The organism is uncultured Shewanella sp. (assembly GCF_947501665.1).
In the GTDB taxonomy this organism is placed as follows: domain Bacteria; phylum Pseudomonadota; class Gammaproteobacteria; order Enterobacterales; family Shewanellaceae; genus Shewanella.
This window is the reverse complement of the sequence record NZ_CANMWS010000047.1, coordinates 1-18,768: the sequence shown is the minus strand read 5'-3', so window position 1 is coordinate 18,768 and position 18,768 is coordinate 1. Positions and strand designations below refer to the sequence as shown.

Sequence of the window (18,768 nt, the reverse complement as noted above, 5' to 3'; positions counted from 1 at the left end):
GAGATAAAAAAAGGAGCCCGAAGGCTCCTTTTTTATGTCTCTATTTTTCTGGAATGGTATTGATAACTCTTGATTGGACTTGTCCGTGGCGTAATCGCGTGGTGATTGTGTCCTCAGGATTGAGCTCATTACTGTTTCTAATCACTTGGTCTTGGCTATCAAAGGTAATACTATACCCTCGGCTTAATGTCGCTAATGGGCTAATGGTATCCAGTTGTTGGGTGAGGTGTTTATGTTGCTGCTCTTTATGGCCCATTAAGGTGCTCATCGCATCGAATAAACGTTTTTTTAAGTGTGATAATTGATTGGCGTTAAGCGTCAGGGTGCGACTGGGAGACTGATTATTGAGTCTGTGTAATAAAGCTTGTTGTTTAAGGTTGAGTTTATTGAAATACCGCTCAATGGCATTGGTGAGTTTTAATTGCACCTCATCGAAACCTTGTTGAAAAGTTTGCAGACGACGTTTAGGATCTTGGCGGTATAATTGATGATTAAGTCTGTCAGCATGGGCTTTTTTTTGTAACAAAAAGTGTTGCCAGCTTTGTTTTAATCGAGAGCGTTGAGCGAGCAATTTTTGCTGTTTGTTCACCGTATCTTTTGATAAAAGCTCTGCTGCCGCTGAGGGGGTAGGCGCCCTGAGATCGGCAACATAATCACTGATGGTGGTATCGATTTCATGGCCCACAGCAGAAATCATGGGAATGGCACTGTTGTAAATGCAATGGGCAAGTTTTTCATCATTGAAGCACCAAAGATCTTCTAAGGAACCCCCGCCTCGAGTCAGTAATAACACATCCACCTCATTACGAGCATTGGCTGTTGCGATAGCTTGACCTAGGCCTCTAGCGGCGCTGGCCCCTTGTACTTGTGCAGGATAAATAATGACTTCAATGGAAGGGTCGCGTCTGGTAAGCACATGTAATATATCACGAATAGCAGCACCTGTTGGTGAGGTGATAACACCAATCCGTTGTATTTGTTGAGGTAAATCTCGTTTAGTGTGAGTCGCAAATAACCCTTCAGAAGACAGTTTAAGCTTTAAGGCCTCATATTGCTGAGCGAGTAATCCATCACCGGCTGGCTGCATGCTGTCAATGAGTAATTGATAATCCCCTCTGGGCTCGTACACACTAATATTGCCTCTTACCAGTACTTGTTGACCGTTTGCTGGGCGAAAGGTGATCTGTTGGTTACGTCCTTTAAACATGGCGCAGCGAATTTGAGAGCGAGTGTCTTTTAAGGTTAAATACCAATGCCCAGAATTGGGAGCTGAAAAATTAGAAATTTCAGCATTGAGCCAGACTCGACTCAATTGCCCTTCTAATAACTGGCGAACTTCACCATTGAGGCGTGAAACGGTATAAACATCGGTTTTATTTTTTGGCATAAGTATTTTTCATTGCTGCTTATTTTCGATCCTGAGCGATGGTTTGCATAGGATAAAATATTTTCGATGCTATTTTCCATTTACTTGCATAGATATGCAAGGTATAATCTCGCCGCAATATTTACCCACCTAAATCTGACTCTCTTTGGGGACATGTTGCATGCTAAGATTGAAAAAAGAAGCGTTAACTTTTGATGATGTGTTGCTGGTTCCAGCGCACTCCACCGTTTTACCCAACACTGCCACGCTAAAAACTCGCCTGACGAATAAAATCGACCTTAACATGCCTATCGTTTCTGCTGCAATGGATACAGTGACTGAAGCGCGATTAGCGATCGCGATGGCGCAAGAAGGTGGAATGGGTTTTATCCATAAAAACATGAGTATAGAGCAACAAGCCGAGGAAGTTCGTAAGGTTAAAATTTACGAAGCAGGCATTGTACAGCAACCGGTTACCGTGACACCTGATACGAGTCTTGAAACCTTAAAGGCATTAACTGCCAAACATGGTTTTGCAGGTTACCCTGTGGTCACAAGTGCCAATGAGTTAGTGGGGATCATTACCGGTCGTGATGTGCGCTTTATTACTGATTGGAGCCGTAAAGTGGATGAGGTCATGACGCCAAAAGCAAGGCTTGTGACTGTGCTTGAAGGTACGCCGTTACCCGATGTACAAAAACTCATGCACACAAATCGCATAGAAAAAGTCCTAGTGGTTGATGGAGATTTCAAATTAACGGGACTGATCACGGTCAAAGATTTCCAAAAAGCGGAGCGAAAACCTAATGCCTGTAAAGATGAGCTAGGTCGTTTACGTGTGGGAGGTGCTGTTGGCGCAGGAACGGGTAATGAAGAGCGCGTGGATGCACTGGTTAACGCTGGCGTGGATGTATTATTAATTGATTCCTCTCACGGGCATTCTGAAGGGGTATTACAACGTATTCGTGATACCCGTGAGAAATATCCTGAATTACAAATAGTCGGTGGCAACGTGGCGACGGCAGAAGGGGCGTTAGCACTGGTTGAAGCGGGAGTGAATGCGGTTAAAGTTGGAATTGGTCCTGGTTCTATTTGTACGACACGTATTGTGACAGGTGTTGGTGTGCCGCAAATCACGGCAGTATCCGATGCCGCCGCAGCTGTTGCGCACCTTGATATTCCTGTTATTGCCGATGGCGGTATTCGTTTCTCAGGTGATTTAGCCAAGGCATTAGCGGCTGGAGCGTCCTGTATTATGGCAGGTTCTATGTTTGCTGGAACCGATGAAGCCCCCGGTGAAACAGAGCTTTATAAAGGGCGCGCTTATAAATCCTATCGCGGCATGGGGTCATTAGGCGCCATGACTGAAGGCTCATCGGATCGTTATTTTCAAAGCGATAATGCTGCCGATAAATTGGTGCCAGAAGGGATTGAAGGTCGTGTGCCTTATAAAGGTAAATTAAAAGAGATTATTCATCAATATATGGGCGGATTGCGCTCATGTATGGGACTAACAGGGTGCCCGACGATTAAAGCGCTCAATGAGAAGGCTGAGTTTGTCAAAGTGACCTCAGCAGGCATGGGTGAATCCCACGTGCATGATGTGCAAATGAGTAAAGAAGCGCCGAATTATCGCTCATCATAATATGCTTTGTATCGAGGCGACCCATAAACAGGTCGCCTCGCTGCTATATAAGCTGTGGCGATTTTTAGCATCAAGATTGTAATTGTTATCGATATAGACAGAGAGATAAATATTCCATGAGTGATATTCATGAGCATAAGATCCTTATTTTAGATTTTGGATCTCAGTACACCCAATTAATTGCCCGTCGTATTCGTGAGATAGGTGTTTACTGTGAGCTTTGGGCATGGGATGTATCCGAAGCGCAGATTCAAGAATTTGCCCCTAACGGTATTATTTTAGCTGGTGGTCCTGAAAGTGTGACAGAGAATGATTCACCAAGAGCGACCGACTATGTGTTTAATGCCGGCGTGCCTGTATTGGGTATTTGCTATGGTATGCAAACCATGTCAGCCCAATTAGGTGGCGAAGTCATTCAAGGAATAGGGGAAGGTGAGTTTGGTTATGCTCAAGTGAAAATTGAGGCACCATCCGCTTTCTTTAAAGATATTCAAGATGCGTTAAGTGATGATGGTAAGCCATTACTGGATGTGTGGATGAGTCATGGAGATAAGGTCTCTGCTATTCCAGAAGGTTTCAGTATATTAGCCAGTACAGAGACTTGTCCGTTTGCAGCGATGGCCAATGAAGATAAACATTTTTATGGCGTGCAATTTCACCCTGAGGTGACACACACTCGCCAAGGTTTGCGTATGCTAGAGAACTTCGCGTTGAATATTTGTCAATGTGAAGCGAATTGGAAACCCAGCTCCATTATCGAAGATGCCGTTGCGCGTTTAAAAGCGCAAATTGGTGATGATGAAGTGATTCTAGGCTTATCTGGTGGTGTTGATTCCTCTGTTGTGGCCATGCTATTACACCGCGCCATTGGTGATAAGCTGACTTGTGTGTTTGTTGATAATGGATTATTACGCCTTAATGAAGCCAATCAAGTTTTAGACATGTTTGGCGATCATTTTGGTTTGAATATCGTGCATGTTGATGCTGAAAGCCGTTTTCTTGATGCCTTAAAAGGTGAAGCCGATCCTGAAGCAAAACGTAAAATTATTGGGCATGTGTTTGTGGAAATTTTTGATGAAGAGTCAAAAAAATGCGCCAATGCGAAGTGGTTAGCACAAGGCACGATTTATCCAGATGTCATTGAATCTGCAGGGAGTGCGACAGGTAAAGCCCATGTGATTAAATCTCATCATAATGTTGGTGGATTACCCGATGACATGGAATTAGGCTTAGTCGAGCCTCTGCGCGAACTGTTTAAAGATGAAGTGCGTAAAGTCGGTCTTGAGTTAGGTTTGCCGTATGACATGTTATATCGTCATCCATTCCCAGGGCCGGGTTTAGGTGTACGGGTATTAGGCGAGGTGAAAAAAGAATATTGTGATTTACTGCGCCGCGCCGATGCGATTTTCATTGAAGAGTTACACAATGCCGACCTTTACCATAAAGTCAGCCAAGCGTTTACGGTCTTTTTACCGGTGCGTTCGGTAGGGGTCATGGGAGATGGGCGTAAATATGATTGGGTGGTGTCGCTGCGCGCTGTAGAAACCATTGACTTCATGACGGCTCATTGGGCCCATTTACCTTATGATTTCTTAGGTCGAGTGTCTAATCGCATTATCAATGAAATTGATGGTATTTCCCGTGTTGTCTACGATATTTCAGGAAAGCCACCTGCGACCATTGAGTGGGAATAGACGATTGCCCGCGCTCATACTTGAGCCCCGCTCTTTGAGCGGGTGATGACGTTTCAATAGTGCATTAACTTTATGTTAGCCCCATATTGACTTGAATATGAAATCCCTATTGGTGAAAACTGATAGGGATTTTTTGTCGCTAGCGTTTGAGTATTACTAGCGATAGGGTGGTGAGTTCCCACTCACACCTCACTCATACTAGGTGTAATGAATAACTTCATTTGTTTAAAGTTACCTTATTTGAAATGATTGGGCTTATTTAAGTCAATTGCTGATGCAGCTTTTGTAAAAATAACCCGCCGTAAATATATTCCTATAGGCTCAACGAAGGCCAATAACTTCCATGTTAAAATGCCAGCTCGTCCTGATATAAATGGACTTATGAATGCCGTGATAGCAGGAAGCTAAGGAGCGGCCATATCTCATGCTCAAAGCGATTAATATTGCAATCTTCGCCCTGTCTTCGATGGTTATTTTTATATTCACACCTGTTTGAAAAGCAAATTGTGTGAATGCAGAAATAACGAGGTGAGTGAAATATTATTTCAAGTTTACGAACGCGAAGTAGGGACACTAAGCTGGCTTTTAGATAGGGAAATCGTTGTCAATATCTGACCTACGTGGATAGCAGGGAATGCCTTAAATTGTTAGGAACAACTTTAGTTGACCATTACAACTTTGTGAGGATTAGCTTGAATTCATGTTTAACGTTTAGCTATGAGTATCAAAGCTTAGCATCTAGGTTTTATCTAGACAGCCATTATTAATGGTGATTATGAAAAAAAGAAGGCTTGTAGACGATGAATGTCTAAAACTTGTTCACTCATTGCGATAAAGAAGAGGCGATGAAGAAGATGTCGATGTGAGCAAATATTAGACAAATCTCTACTTTAGACAGTAGGAAAAAGCATGTCTATACTCTATTCTGCATTAGTGTCGAGAATGCACAAAACGTTGGGTCATATTTTCGATAAACAATACTTTTTCACTCTTCACTCTTCACTCTTCACTCTTCACTCTTCACTCTTCACTCTTCACTCTTCACTCTTCACTCTTCACTCTTCAGTCTGAGTGCGTGTTCATTCTTTACGTCATCCATAGGCGATCAGCCATACGGCTGACGTTCAAAGGGGTTGCTATGAGGTTGATTACATTTTCTGTTTCTTCGATTTGTGCAGTACTTTTGTTGACTCAGTCCCTCATTGCGGGATCTGAGACTTGGTCGAAAGTGGAGGCGGAAGATGGATCCTTGCCAGAGGCTCGTCATGAATCGGCTTTTGTAGCCATTGGCGATCTCTTGGTGCTTGCTGGTGGCCGGGGGATCAAACCTGTGGAATCGTTCGATCCAAAATATGCGCAGTGGATACGGGGGGCGAAACCACCCTTTGAGATACACCATTTTCAAGGTGTTGATATTGATGGCACGATGTGGGTGGTCGGTGCGTTTACTGGTGGTTATCCGGACGAAGTGCCAGTGCAGAAGGTGATGATATATGATCCCGAGGGAGCGCGCTGGGCTGAAGGGCCTTCTATTCCCGAAAACCGCTGAAATAGCCATGCTAATACTTGGTCAAAAGTACCATTTTGATGCTTGGATTGAAAAGAGCGCTGAGTGGGGGTTTTTGATAAAAGATGGTGGGGGGATGATAGGGAAGGTTTGATTTTTGATATTAAAAAAGGACTTTATGGTTAATACTCAAAGTGAGCTGGTAACGACAGCCTTTAACGCTACAACCAAGACATATATGATTATTTACCTAATTTGTAGTGGTAAATTAGGCTTTGAATAGTTGATCCATCATGGATGGGTGTATTGATGCCAACGGCAATAAAATCTATTGTGAGCTTAGAAGACACTTCGTTTTATTATTGTGCATCTCGCTGTGTCAGACGAGACTATTGTGTGGTGTTGATATGCTTTATAGATAGTACTGGTCAGTCTTATGAGCATCGACGGGAATGGGTTGAAGACCTTATTCTTGAACTTTAAATAGACTGAATATTCCTCAAGAGAATTGGCTTAAACTGATCACTGAATTTACGCGTTTATTTAAAGGTCCAGTAGGTAGTTTGCAAGAGTTGGATGGCTATTGTACGTATTTAGATAAACGACGACGGCATTTCTCAAAATGTTGCCAGTATATGCCTATAGGCTAGAACGTAGCTTGTGTTTCAACAGTATAAACCTCGGTCAATTAACTGAATTGGTACGTTACACTTCAAAACTCACTAATTTTACCTACTATCCCTCATTTTTCAAGATTAGCAACAGGCATTAGGTTAAAACAATCAGATTATGATTCCATAAATGCTGAACGTTGAATTAAGGTTTAAATATCAGTATTTTACTGATTAGTTATGGCTGGCTATGAATTTGGAAGTAAGTGCTAATATTTCATAATTTACATGAGTGAATCTAAAATGATGGCTAATATTATCTATCGCACTATAGATTAGACTCTGGTCTGATCACTTTTGTTTAGGAAAGGCTGATATTCATAATCAATAATTTTAGACTTATGCTAACGTGAGAACCAAAAGGAGTATTGAAAATGACTATCACTTACGATGCACTCTCATATGGGTCTATTTATTTATCTTTACCAGTAAATAAACCTCTTCAAGCACAAATGGATTTAGTGTTTGATGAGACTTTTACTGATAAACAATCCACAGATAAAAGGTTAGCTGATCTATTTCAGATTTTAGAAGAGAAAGCTCAAAATAGTGATGCTGATAGTATTTCTATTTTACAGCAAATTGCTGCTAAACCTGATGTGGGAGGACTGCCTGATTGCGCCGCTGAAAAGGCAGGTAAAATTTTGGACATGCTCTTTGATAATTCAGAACTGGGTAGTCATACTAATAATTTAATTTCAGCGTCAGCAAAGGATTTATATGAATATACTGAAAATAAAATCGAATTACCCAATTTTTTATTAAAAGCGGCCTTACAAGGCTATCTCAATCAAAATGAAACCATGCTTGCATCTGAAGTTATGAATGTTATTCATAAGCAGTCTCTTAATACTGAGTCTGAACTTTTTTCAATTGAAGATATTATGAATTCCAGTGTTAAAATGAGTGTAAGTAGTGTTACTCACGAAAATTTAATCTTACATGATAAGAAAATGGAACTTGTCAAGGACGTTCAAGCATTGAAGCTGAGAGAGAGTCAGGATGCCCAAGCATTAAAGTTGAAAGAGATTAAGGATACTCAAGTATTAAGATCAAAAGGGCTAAATGATTATATATTTTCCTCAATATCAGACTCAGATCTTTAAGTGTTAATCGCTAAGAACCATGTGTTTGACATTGAAGCTACTTTAAAAGTGAAAAAAGCGAAATAGATTCAGGAGACTTAAGGGAAAAGTAAATCTGCCGTCGAATTTAGTGGTAAAGTTAGGCTGTAAAATAAAGTACTAAAACAAAGTACTAAAATAAAATACTAAAATATAACACTGGGTTGCCCTGAGAGTGGAAACAAGCTTGCGGTGAGCTTCTCTGATTATGCTTAGTGAATATCAGCTTGAATTCCAGTTTAACGTCTAGCTTTTAGCATCAAAGCTGAGCATTAAGGTTTTGTATCAAGGTTAATCGGGTAGTGGTTTACCGGCGGTTTCAGCAATAAAGAAGGTGACGATGAGGGAAAGGGCTGCGGTTGCCATAAGATAGTAAATGGGGGAAAAATCATCTGAGGTTCGCTCCAGTAGATAGGCGGCAACCAGTGGCGTTGTGCCGCCAAAAAAACCCATACAAAGGTTATAACCCATTCCTGAGGCGCTGCAACGGACTTTGGTTGGTAAAATTTCAACCATGACGGCAGATAATCCTGAGTAACCGACGCCGAAGAGGACTGCAAATCCTGCTTGTCCAGCTAAAATCATTCCAAAACTTTGGCTATGCATTAGCCACCATAATGGCCATGAAAACAATAGTGAGCCTAAAGCGACAAAGTATAAGAGTGGTTTTCGACCAATTTTATCTGATAATATTGCACTGAGAGTAATAACTGGAAGTAAGATTATGAGGCTTAAGGTATTGATATCCAATGCATCGCTCGTCGACACGTGCATCTGCTCGGTTAAATACGATATTGCATAAACCCAAAGCAAGTAAAATCCAACGGCATTGACTAAAGATAAACAGATGATTTGCATTATTTCGCGCCAATGATCACGAATTGCTGCAATAAAGGGAAGTGTGTTTAAGGGAGGCGCATTGTCAAAAGAATTTGGCTCTGTCATATGGCGACGAAATAAGGTTGCGCACAAAGCAATAATGGCTCCGAGCAAAAAAGGAATACGCCATCCCCAAGCTTGGAATTGTGTTGCGCTTAATAGGTTGCTGAATAAGGAGCAGATAGCTGAGCCTAGCAGAAAACCTATTACACTTCCGAACATGGGCCAACTGGTATGAAAACCTCGTTTATCATTTGGTGAGTGTTCAGCGAGAAAGACAATGGAACTTGGGTATTCTCCTCCAACGGATAACCCTTGAAGGATCCTAAGCAAGATAAGTAATATGGCTGCCATGGCACCAATTTCTTCGTGTGTAGGGAGAAATGCAATGGCAGTTGTGCCGACACCCATCATGACAACAGAGCAGATTAGTGCGGGTTTCCGGCCTATTTTGTCAGCCATGTGACCCAATATTATGCCGCCTAAAGGACGCGCAATATAACCTATCGCAAGGACAGCAAAGGCTGCAAGAAGTGAGGTGAAGGGATCATCATTAGGGAAAAAGAGTTTACCTATGATAGGCGCCATGGCGCCATAAACAGCAAAATCATACCATTCAAGCGTATTGCCAACGGCGCCGGAGAGGATATTTCGTCGCTTGATTATTTCAGAAGAAATAGCGAATACCAAAGTTACTACAGCTTATGTTTAGCTTAGTGGTAGCAGCAGACAAAATCCAGATAAGAAATGTGAGAGAATATGATCATTGTTTTAGTAGCAAAAATAGGTAATTGAGCTGAGCCGGATATATACCCGTGTGATTGCAAGCTGCAGGATTCAGTGGAATGAAACGCTGATTTAGCCATATGTACCACGAGGATAACCTTTGGTGTTAATTTGAGTGCTGCGTTATAGTGTGTGTATGTTTGCCGGATCCGTTAAAGTGAATGATTAAGGAGGTAAAATGCATGATGATCATGATGAAAATTTTCAGCGTTTAACTCATATTGCTAAATTTATAGTGCCTTTTTTTATTTTGGTTGTTGCCTGTGTTATTGCTTGGTTTGAGTGGAGTAATCAAGTGATTAATATTAAGGTTGTGGATAAAAATGTTCAATGGAGCGAAGGTTGCTCTGAAGGTCGGTGTTCTGGCGTGGCGACCTTTTATATTGTTACGAAGGCAGAGACTTTTATCACGACACAAGCTATTTATAGCCAAATGCAGATAGGGTTGCATTATGATGTGGAGACGGAAGGTTTTACATTGTTAGCTGTTCATCGAAGAATTGATTACTTGTTTTAAATGATGTTAGTCAATATGTTACAGGATAGAACCGATTCAATTATAGGTTGGTAATAGTGATCTTCTTATTGAGATTGATCACGTTAAATAGATCAAATTGATTATTATTTTTAAATTCATGACTGCATTTTGATGGGGTTTATTATCACCGTTCATTTATAAACCTTTATTGGCCTTCAAACTGATAATACCGATAGATGAATCATTATTAGCGAATGGGGCGTAATTTGTTATTGTCTAGGACTGTTTATCTTTTATTGGGTTTGATAGTGACATTTCTGTTTTAAAAGGGCGTTTGTTGTGTTGAAAAAGTGTATCTTGGTGATACAATTGTTAATCAGTGGTTTTTTGGGCTGAATTTAACATTAAATGCAGCTTAATTAGCTGGCGTTGATATTTTCATTTGATAACAAATAAAACAGGTAATGGTAATGAAGTTGAAATTATTAATCGGGTTTATCGCATCGACTACGGTTATTCCTTTATGGGTAAAAGCGGATACTTATTTAGGGCAATATATATGTCATTCAGAGGAAGTATTAAGACAAAATGGTGATCTGGGGGCTAAAGTAAATTCTCGTTTGGAGCTTAGATTAAAGCAAGGAGATGATGGTTTAGTCTCCCTTATTCAAGGGATTGGTCATGTGATCACAAACTATGATGCTGATGATAACTTGTTGGATGATGAATATGCCTATTATGGTTTATTTAATACTCATTCATTGCAAGAAAACCCTGATTATTCTCCACGAGTTTACCTAGAACATCATCAATTTAAAGCGTTTAATGCCAGTGTAACGAATAACAATGATGGCGGTGGTATGTGGGGTAATTTAGTGATCCCGAAACAATTAAATACGGTAATTGAAGTGCATTATATTTTTCAAGCGGGTGATCATATGGGGGGAACTATCGATTATCAATGTACGCGTGCTTAATCTTATTTGAATGCAATGCATTAGCGTTCGGTATTGTATCATTTCTTGTTAGTTTTATTTGAAAGTAATCGCAATAAGGAGTGATACAAATTGGATATCACCAAATTTATCGCTTTTAAAAGTATATTCTATATCGCTAATTAAAGTGTCATTGATGTATTGTTATTATTATGCGTATTTGTTACTTTGGATGATGCATTGATGGAGCAATGCAGGTTAATCTTGTTATTCTGGAAAAATGGATTTTCTATGAAAAAGTGTTTGTTATTTTTATTATGCTGTGTCTCGTTTATTGCTTTATTTTTTTTAACTTCGACTGAGCCGTTATTAATTCCTCTCATTGCCTTTAAAACGGTTAATGCTCAATCACTCGGTAAGCCTTATGTGATTTATCCTCGTGAAGATTACTCATGTGTATAAATAAAGACAGGTAAATAAGCCTGTACGGTGATAAATTGATTTATGCTAAGGATTGATAGGTGTTTTCGTATTGTGAACCATCATGCATTTTAGCTTGTCGACGCTGTCTTGCCAAAAAATGGTGGGGGTTTGATTTTTGAAAAAACCAAAATGTCCCATAAATTTCATTCCTTGATTGACGGGATTAATTTGACTGCTTGTTACTTTTGCTTGAGAGTAAAATTGACTTAATGCTTGAACGGACTTTAATGGTGCAAAATCATGATCATCGGTAATATGATAAAAGTGTATCGGTGATTGTATTTGTGAAAAATAAGGCCGCCACTTTTCTCCTTGTTGATTACAGATATAGTCTGGATTTCGGTACCATTTAGCCCATTGTTGGGCGATACCTTTTGGTAAGTCTTCACCGCTGCCTAGATTACTGCCTGGTAAATATCCAAGGCATTGAGAAATGATGGGAATGAGACCAAACCAAGCAAGCCATCATTTAGGCCATTGACGCTTATCCCAGTGACGCCAATAGCCTGACTGACCAGATAAGCTCAATGATGCTGATAGTGCAATATTATTGTGTGCAAGCCCGATGAGTTGTGCACCAACAGAATGTCCAATACAAGTGATAGGAAGTGTGGGGTATTGTTGCTGACACCATGAAATACACGCCGAAAAATCGAATTCTCCCCAGTCTTGCATTTTCATCTTGTTAAGAAAATCGGCTTTTTCGGGCTTACTTTCTCCAATATCTCTGTAATTTTCTTGCATGATATTTTTCCTTTATTGTTTTACATCCTTTTGAAACATCGAAAAGACTTCATTGAGGCTAACGAAGTGCACTGAGTATTGAGATTACCAAAAATGAATTACCATTGTCGACAAAGGGTTGATCGTTTAATTGTCACTCATTTATTTTATTTGGTTAACTTGATAAGATATTGATATTCAATAAAAAGGAAAAATTAATCTATGTATAGCATAAGAAAAGCCGCATTGAGCGATGTGAAGCGGTTGCAAATGCTGCAGTTTCAAATTAATGCGTTTCATAAAGCACACTTGCCAGATGACTTCCTTTCTCCTGAAGAAATTGAAAAAAACATTAACCTTAATGAGTTTATCGATAGCCATAATTATATCGTGCTGGTGGTTGAGCATACTGATGGCGTCGCGGGTTTTGTGATGGGCAATGTATGGGAACGAAAATCATGGGTGCTTCAGCCACGTAAAATAGCAAGTTTACAGCAAATTGCTGTCGATACTGCCCATCAACGACATGGCCTTGGAAAAATGTTGGTGGAGGCGTTTGAACAAGAAGCTAAGAAAAAAGGCAGTGAGGAACTGTGGTTAGAAGTATATGCATTTAATGAAGATGCCATTAAGTTGTATAAACGCCAAGGGATTGAACCGACATTACTGTTTGGGCAAAAAAAGCTTGTGTAGCCACTGATGCAAATAAAATCAAATATCAGCATAAAGGAAATATACATGATTAACAAAGGACGTTGCTTGTGCCAAAGTGTGCAATATGACATGCATGATGAGTTTGAAGATGTATTAAATTGGACGTTAGATACCGATCTGAATATCAAACCGGCTCACCATATTTATGTTGTGACTAAAGCACTTTGGTACGACATTTCCGACGACCTACCTCAGCAACAAGTCATGGAATAAGGGGAGGCTTGTTAGGAACTTGATATTAGGGAAAACAGGGTACCCTAATATCAAGGATTGTTTGCTATCAGTTTAAGTGTTGTGTATCAATTGAAAGGGTTAATCTTTTTCGGCGAAGTCGATTAATGTTTGCCCTGACATACGGTAGCCGACCCATTCATCTTGTGATTTTGCCCCAATGGAATGATAAAAATCTCGCGAGGGTGTATTCCAATCAAGACAGCTCCATTCAAATCGGCCGCAATTGTTTTGCAGTGCAATTTGAGCCATTTTTTTCAGTAATAATTTGCCAGCGCCTTTACCTCTGTGCTCTGGTGAGACATAAAGATCTTCAAGGTATAGCCCTGGTTTGGCTAACCAAGTTGAGTAGTTATAAAAATAAATAGCCATGCCAATTACTTGTCCATCTTGCTCACAAATTAATGCGTTCACATGGCTGTTACTTGAAAACATGCTTTTCTTAAGTGTTTCTTCTGTGGCGAGCACTTCATGTTCTGCTTTTTCATAAATAGCCAATTCACGCACAAAATGTAAAATCAGTGCCGCATCTGATGTTTCAGCTTTACGAATAAATAAGGGTTCCATAGACTTCTCTGCTATTGACGATTGACCTTATCTTACCGCTTGTCATATTATGATAGTAGTGCATTATCTTCATATTAATATGTGTATTATTCATAATGAACCTTTATCAAATTGATTTAAACTTACTGATTTTATTTGAAGCTTTATATCGTCATCAAAGTGTATCAACGGCGGCGGAAGATATTTGTTTGAGCCAATCAGCATTTAGTCACGGATTATCTCGGTTAAGGAAACGGTTGGGGGATGAGTTGTTTGTACGAGTGAATAATGTGATGGAACCTACTGCGTTTGCTCATGATCTTGCTTATCACCTGTCGCCTGCGCTTGCGCAGATCCATATGGGATTGAATCATCGTGAAACCTTTGATCCCGCAACCAGTGATCTCGAATTCAAGTTTGCTGCAACAGATTATACTCAATTTAGTTTATTACCCAAGTTAGTGAGCCATATTACTAAAGTCGCGCCTAATATTCGTATTACGCTTGTGTCGTCGGAAGATAAAATGCCAACGGAGAAACTGATTAGTGGGGAGTTAGATTTTGTACTGGGCTTTAGTCATGAAGTGGAAAAGTCATCGACGATTGAGTATCAGACTTGGTTGAGTGACAACTATTGTACTATCGCGAGAAAAAATCATCCTAAACTGAAAAAGGGTTTGACGTTAGAGGCATTTTTAAGTTTATCTCATGTACGCATTTCTCCTTGGGGTGAAAGTAAAGGTGTTGTTGATGATCAGCTTGCAACTCAAGGAATGAGTCGTCATGTGGCGTTACAATTATCGAGCGCGCTTGTTGCACCCTATACAGTTGTTCATTCTGATCTTATTTTAACATTACCAAAGTTAATTATTTCAAATATCATTGATGAATTAAATATTGATGTTTACTCGCCGCCTATCATTATTCCTCAATACCAACTCAATATTTATTGGCATAAATTGAACGCAAAAAAAGCGAGTCACCAGTGGTTGAGGCAACTGATTGCTCAACAATGTTAAAATAGTGCGGTATTAACAGGGTTACATGTGTTTTGATTGACATTATAAAGCCTCAACATGAAGTCAAAGACAGCACGTTGAGGCTTGTTGACGGATTAATGATGAAGTGGCAGAGCTCGAGTCAGTTAAAAATCGTAATTCATGCCAACCATAAAGCTGCGTCCCATGAGCGGCGCGTAATCTTTGAGTAAAGAAGTGTGCGGCCTTGCGTCTTGATTGAGTAAGTTAGTGCCTTTTACATATAACATGACATCGTTGTCATTCATCATCATGTGATAAGTTAATGCGGTATTCAGTAAGGCATAACCTGCGGTATCTGTTTCATTCTCTGCCGTTTCAGTTTGTTTAGCATAAGCCATGACCCCAACTTCTGCATGCCAGTCAGATTGATCATAATTGAGGGTTGACCCCACGCGTAAGGGGGAGATCAGAGGTAAATTACCGCCATCGACTAAGAGGCCTCGCGTATAATCACTGAGTAAGTCTATTGACCAAATCTCATTCAGTGGGATGTTGGCTTGTGCTTCCACAGAGTAGAGTTCGGCATCTCCTTGAGTAAATTGATACACAGGTAAGGAACCTTCTTCACCAATATCAGAAGCAATAAGCCCAGTATCTTTTTCATAATAGAAATTATTAATTCTGTTATAGGCCATACTCAAGGAGCCTGTCCATGCACCGTCTCGCTTTCGTAAGGTTAAATCAATATTATTAGCGACTTCTTTACTGTTACTGTCAGTGTTAGGAGTGACTTCACCATTTTCAATCGTAAATTGGGAACCGACTTCAAAACTTTGTGTCGCATCATGATCGCCAAAACTGTAAAGCTCCTCAGCTGTGGGCGAGCGCTCGGCTCTTTCAAATGATAAGCCTAAATTGTAGTTGGGATCAAAATTCCAGACTATGCCAGCAGAAAGGGTTAAGTTGTTATCATTTACGCCATCGGGTTGATAATTTTGTGTGCCGCTGGTGCTTTCTAAGTTCATACTATCAGGTGATAAATTATAATGCTCAACGCGTCCGCCAAGCTCAATGCGAAAGTCGTTAATTTCTCGTTCTTGTACTATGAATGCCGCTAGAGTGTCAGTGATGCTGTCAGGGGTCAGTGCTTCATCGCCTACCACTGAAAAATCTCGATGCGTGGTATTGAGTCCCATACTACCTTGCCATTTGCCCCAAGGGCTATTATTGACACTTAGGCGCACTTCACTTTCTTTGTTGTAGAAGAAAGTATCGGCTACACCATCCTCTTCCTCTGCATGTTGATAATCGGTATAGCCCGCATCAACACTGAGTTTAGTCACGCCTGAAAAGGGGTTTAATAGACCGCTGTGAAGTTGCCAGACCGTTTTTTGTAAATCGATAGTGATATCAGGATCCTCGGTATCTCGTTTGGGGATCCCGTAATTTGAATCTGTACGAGCACCTGAGATACTGATAAAACTATTATCGCCTGTGTATCCGACACCAACTGCATAATCGTCCTGTTCAAGCTGACTGTTGTCTAATGTGCCATGGGTGTCAGCTTGGCCTTCAATGGCATCACCTGCAATGTTGAGATCGCTGGTTTTACGTTTCGTACCATCAAGATGCCAATTAAATTTTCCATTCCCGCCGTTAAGCTCGCCATTGACAGTACGGCCATTATTGCCCGTTTCATATTGCGTACCAACGTTACCGGATAATTCATCGACGGGCTCTTCATGAACGCGATTGTTCACCACATTGACCACGCCGCCAATGGCGCCATTGCCATAAAGTAGTGATCCGGGGCCGCGAAGAATTTCGATTTGCTGAGCAGTGCCTGCTTCTGTGGTGACGGCGTGATCTGCAGATACCGTAGAGGCATCACCTACCGACAGGCCATTTTCTAGCACTAATACTCTTGGGCCACTCATGCCGCGAATAATGGGACGGCTCGCTCCTGCACCAAAATGAGTTGCTTGAACACCTGGGAGTTTTTCTAGCGTATCCCCTAAGGTAGGTTCAGTATTGAGTTTTAACTGATCTTCGGTCATTACAGTGATGGGAGTTGTACTTTCTATGGGGGATCGAAGAAAAGGTGAGGCGGTAACAACAATGTTTTCCATCATGGCATGCTCAAGTGATACATTGTGTGTCATGGTGCCGGTGGTGATAGAGACATCATCATTGGCATCGTTAAAGGACTTGGCACTCACATGCAGATGAGCAAGGCTATTGTCTGAAAGGGTTAATGTGTATTGACCTTGCGCGTTGGTGATGGTTTGTTTATCTGTAGTCACACTGACTTGTGCGCCAACAATCGGTGTACCGTCAGGATCGGTTATTTGACCTTGAAGTTGGGCTGCCATGACAGGTGTCGCGCCGCCAGCAAGCGCTAGCGCGATATAGGATAGTGCATGTTTCATTGTGCTTGTCCTTAGTGAAAAGCAAAAATTATTTAAAGGGCGATGATCTTTTGCTTAAAAAGGTGGGGCACGTACATTGACACTATGTGTCCATAATAGAGTAGGTTGTTGATATGATGGAAGGCGAATGTTTTCTGTTTGTTGCTCACATAAACTAGGCAAGCTGACGGTAGATGGACCAGCATGGTGGTGATGGTAAATATTACTGTATAAGCAGTGAGTATTATCATGCTCTAACGCATGTTCCATACTGTGTGCGAAAGTAATAAATTGTAAACTAATCAACCATAAAGAGAATACTAGCCAGAGGCTATTTTTAAGAGTCAGGGGTATTCGATTTGTCATAGCTTAACCTGATCTCCTCTTATTGCTCGATTAGCTTAACATTAGAAGTTGCTGATTCTATTTTTATGGGCTCACACGTTACTCTTTACCGTGATAAAACGCAAAACAAAAAATGTGATAACAATGAATATTCAATTTTGCTTTAGGAACACTTTTTATGTATTAAGGAGTAAGGAATAGAGCCGCAGGATTTATTTCTGCCAGTTATTTTAAATATTAAGGAGCACCATGAATCTCAATCAAGTGACTTTACCAGTGACAAATATGCTCGACTCTTCTGTATTTTATCGTACATTAGGCTTTACCCAAATCGTTGATACGCCACATTATGCGCGTTTTGAATGCCCCGATGGTGGAAGCAGTTTCTCACTATCACTTGAAACAAAAACCTTTACTAATGGGGCGGTGATTTATTTTGAACATGAGGATTTAGATAATTGGGTGAAGGAGCTGATAGGTAAAGGTATTGATTTTATTCAAGCACCACAAAATAAAACGTACCTTTGGAGAGAAGCGGTACTGGAGGACCCGTCAGGCAATAAAATTAAGTTATATTGGGCGGGTGAAAATAGACTTAATCCTCCTTGGCGAGTGGATATACAGCATAAATAAAATCCCATGTGGCTTTAAGTCAATCGTTTATTTTATAGGAGCAATGTGTGAATATAAAAGTTCAGCAACAGGGAGTGATTTTATGCGGAAGTTAAACAGTTTATATCAAAGCGTTAAAGTGTTATATCTGATTTTTTGGATAGGCTTAACGCTGAGCGTTTTACTCTATTTAGTCGGGATGGATAGCACTGTTTGGATCGTTAGCTATGTTTCATTATTGACGGTGATTACTTTATTCACGCTCATTGCCAATGTGAAATTACATCATTTAGCGGTTAAAGAAGAGCTCAATCATTATACTCTGGGCCTTAAAGCGACGGTATTATCCAGTTTGTTTCTCACACCATTGGAAGCGGTAATAGTGTTACCTGCGATTAATTTATACCGACTCAAACACATTATCTAAAAGTAAGTGAAGTCAATTCAAACCCAAGGCGAAAAGGAGTGTCATTTTATGTTAATGATTCTAATGTACACTCCATTGTCGATATTGAAATCATTGTAAGCAATAAATAAGGTATTTTTTAGAATAATAAATAGTTAATGGCGGATTCAACTCGCAAGTGCAATACTCCCCTATGCAGCCTGTCGTAGTTCCTCTAATACGACTTTAGGCTGCT

General features: G+C 40.4%; 18 protein-coding genes and 1 pseudogene. 13 read left to right on the top strand and 6 right to left on the bottom strand.

Going from position 1 to position 18,768, the window contains the following annotated elements; genetic code table 11:
• Window positions 1-40: 40 nt before the first annotated feature.
• Window positions 41-1,387: an exodeoxyribonuclease VII large subunit gene (xseA, locus tag Q0976_RS23210; RefSeq protein WP_299497091.1), complete on the bottom strand. Its 1,347-nt coding sequence runs from the start codon at window positions 1,385-1,387 to the stop codon at window positions 41-43.
• 160 nt (window positions 1,388-1,547) lie between these two features.
• Between xseA and guaB the strand changes: the two genes are divergently transcribed.
• The 5 genes and pseudogenes from guaB (at window position 1,548) to Q0976_RS23185 (ending at window position 7,989) form a co-directional block, all read left to right on the top strand.
• On the top strand, window positions 1,548-3,011 hold the full coding sequence (gene guaB / locus Q0976_RS23205) for an IMP dehydrogenase (RefSeq protein ID WP_299497088.1): 1,464 nt from the start codon (window positions 1,548-1,550) through the stop codon (window positions 3,009-3,011).
• Between the two features lie 116 nt (window positions 3,012-3,127).
• Window positions 3,128-4,705, top strand: coding sequence for a glutamine-hydrolyzing GMP synthase (guaA, locus tag Q0976_RS23200; protein WP_299497085.1), 1,578 nt, complete (start codon window positions 3,128-3,130; stop codon window positions 4,703-4,705).
• 1,138 nt (window positions 4,706-5,843) lie between these two features.
• Window positions 5,844-6,254, top strand: coding sequence for a hypothetical protein (locus Q0976_RS23195; protein ID WP_299497082.1), 411 nt, complete (start codon window positions 5,844-5,846; stop codon window positions 6,252-6,254).
• Between the two features lie 437 nt (window positions 6,255-6,691).
• Window positions 6,692-6,862, top strand: a pseudogene (locus Q0976_RS23190) (transposase); the annotation flags it as partial.
• A gap of 395 nt (window positions 6,863-7,257) precedes the next feature.
• Window positions 7,258-7,989: a hypothetical protein gene (locus Q0976_RS23185; RefSeq protein WP_299497079.1), complete on the top strand. Its 732-nt coding sequence runs from the start codon at window positions 7,258-7,260 to the stop codon at window positions 7,987-7,989.
• 309 nt (window positions 7,990-8,298) lie between these two features.
• Here the strand turns inward: Q0976_RS23185 and Q0976_RS23180 are convergent, their stop codons facing one another.
• A complete protein-coding gene (locus Q0976_RS23180) occupies window positions 8,299-9,576 on the bottom strand; it encodes an MFS transporter (protein WP_299497076.1) in 1,278 nt (425 codons plus the stop codon).
• A gap of 274 nt (window positions 9,577-9,850) precedes the next feature.
• On the opposite strand from Q0976_RS23180, the gene Q0976_RS23175 reads away from it, so the two are divergent.
• The 3 genes from Q0976_RS23175 to Q0976_RS23165 all read left to right on the top strand — a co-directional run bounded on the left by Q0976_RS23175 (window position 9,851) and on the right by Q0976_RS23165 (window position 11,547).
• A complete protein-coding gene (locus Q0976_RS23175) occupies window positions 9,851-10,189 on the top strand; it encodes a hypothetical protein (RefSeq protein WP_299497073.1) in 339 nt (112 codons plus the stop codon).
• Between the two features lie 431 nt (window positions 10,190-10,620).
• A complete protein-coding gene (locus Q0976_RS23170; protein WP_299497070.1) occupies window positions 10,621-11,127 on the top strand; it encodes a hypothetical protein in 507 nt (168 codons plus the stop codon).
• 249 nt (window positions 11,128-11,376) lie between these two features.
• The gene (locus Q0976_RS23165; protein ID WP_299497068.1) at window positions 11,377-11,547 is read left to right on the top strand and encodes a hypothetical protein; all 171 of its coding nucleotides are present in this window, start codon (window positions 11,377-11,379) and stop codon (window positions 11,545-11,547) included.
• A gap of 486 nt (window positions 11,548-12,033) precedes the next feature.
• On the opposite strand, the gene Q0976_RS23160 is transcribed toward Q0976_RS23165, so the two are convergent.
• Entirely contained in the window at window positions 12,034-12,312 is a 279-nt protein-coding gene (locus Q0976_RS23160; RefSeq protein WP_299497066.1) for a hypothetical protein, read from the bottom strand.
• A 201-nt stretch (window positions 12,313-12,513) separates the two neighbouring features.
• Between Q0976_RS23160 and Q0976_RS23155 the strand changes: the two genes are divergently transcribed.
• Together Q0976_RS23155 and Q0976_RS23150 are read left to right on the top strand one after the other, a co-directional pair.
• Window positions 12,514-12,984: a GNAT family N-acetyltransferase gene (locus Q0976_RS23155; protein WP_299497063.1), complete on the top strand. Its 471-nt coding sequence runs from the start codon at window positions 12,514-12,516 to the stop codon at window positions 12,982-12,984.
• Window positions 12,985-13,029: 45 nt separating this feature from the next.
• The gene (locus Q0976_RS23150; RefSeq protein WP_299497060.1) at window positions 13,030-13,218 is read left to right on the top strand and encodes a hypothetical protein; all 189 of its coding nucleotides are present in this window, start codon (window positions 13,030-13,032) and stop codon (window positions 13,216-13,218) included.
• A 99-nt stretch (window positions 13,219-13,317) separates the two neighbouring features.
• Here the strand turns inward: Q0976_RS23150 and Q0976_RS23145 are convergent, their stop codons facing one another.
• A complete protein-coding gene (locus Q0976_RS23145; protein WP_299497058.1) occupies window positions 13,318-13,803 on the bottom strand; it encodes a GNAT family N-acetyltransferase in 486 nt (161 codons plus the stop codon).
• 95 nt (window positions 13,804-13,898) lie between these two features.
• Here Q0976_RS23145 and Q0976_RS23140 point away from each other — a divergent pair, with 95 nt between their 5' ends.
• Complete coding sequence (locus Q0976_RS23140) at window positions 13,899-14,801, top strand: LysR family transcriptional regulator (protein WP_299497056.1); 903 nt, start codon at window positions 13,899-13,901, stop codon at window positions 14,799-14,801.
• A gap of 125 nt (window positions 14,802-14,926) precedes the next feature.
• On the opposite strand, the gene Q0976_RS23135 is transcribed toward Q0976_RS23140, so the two are convergent.
• Together Q0976_RS23135 and Q0976_RS23130 are read right to left on the bottom strand one after the other, a co-directional pair.
• Complete coding sequence (locus Q0976_RS23135) at window positions 14,927-17,191, bottom strand: TonB-dependent receptor (protein WP_299497053.1); 2,265 nt, start codon at window positions 17,189-17,191, stop codon at window positions 14,927-14,929.
• A gap of 54 nt (window positions 17,192-17,245) precedes the next feature.
• Entirely contained in the window at window positions 17,246-17,536 is a 291-nt protein-coding gene (locus Q0976_RS23130) for a hypothetical protein (RefSeq protein ID WP_299497050.1), read from the bottom strand.
• A gap of 228 nt (window positions 17,537-17,764) precedes the next feature.
• Between Q0976_RS23130 and Q0976_RS23125 the strand changes: the two genes are divergently transcribed.
• Complete coding sequence (locus Q0976_RS23125) at window positions 17,765-18,148, top strand: VOC family protein (protein WP_299497048.1); 384 nt, start codon at window positions 17,765-17,767, stop codon at window positions 18,146-18,148.
• Window positions 18,149-18,230: 82 nt separating this feature from the next.
• Window positions 18,231-18,554, top strand: a complete 324-nt coding sequence (locus Q0976_RS23120; protein ID WP_299497046.1) for a hypothetical protein — start codon at window positions 18,231-18,233, stop codon at window positions 18,552-18,554.
• The last annotated feature ends 214 nt before the right edge of the window (window positions 18,555-18,768 follow it).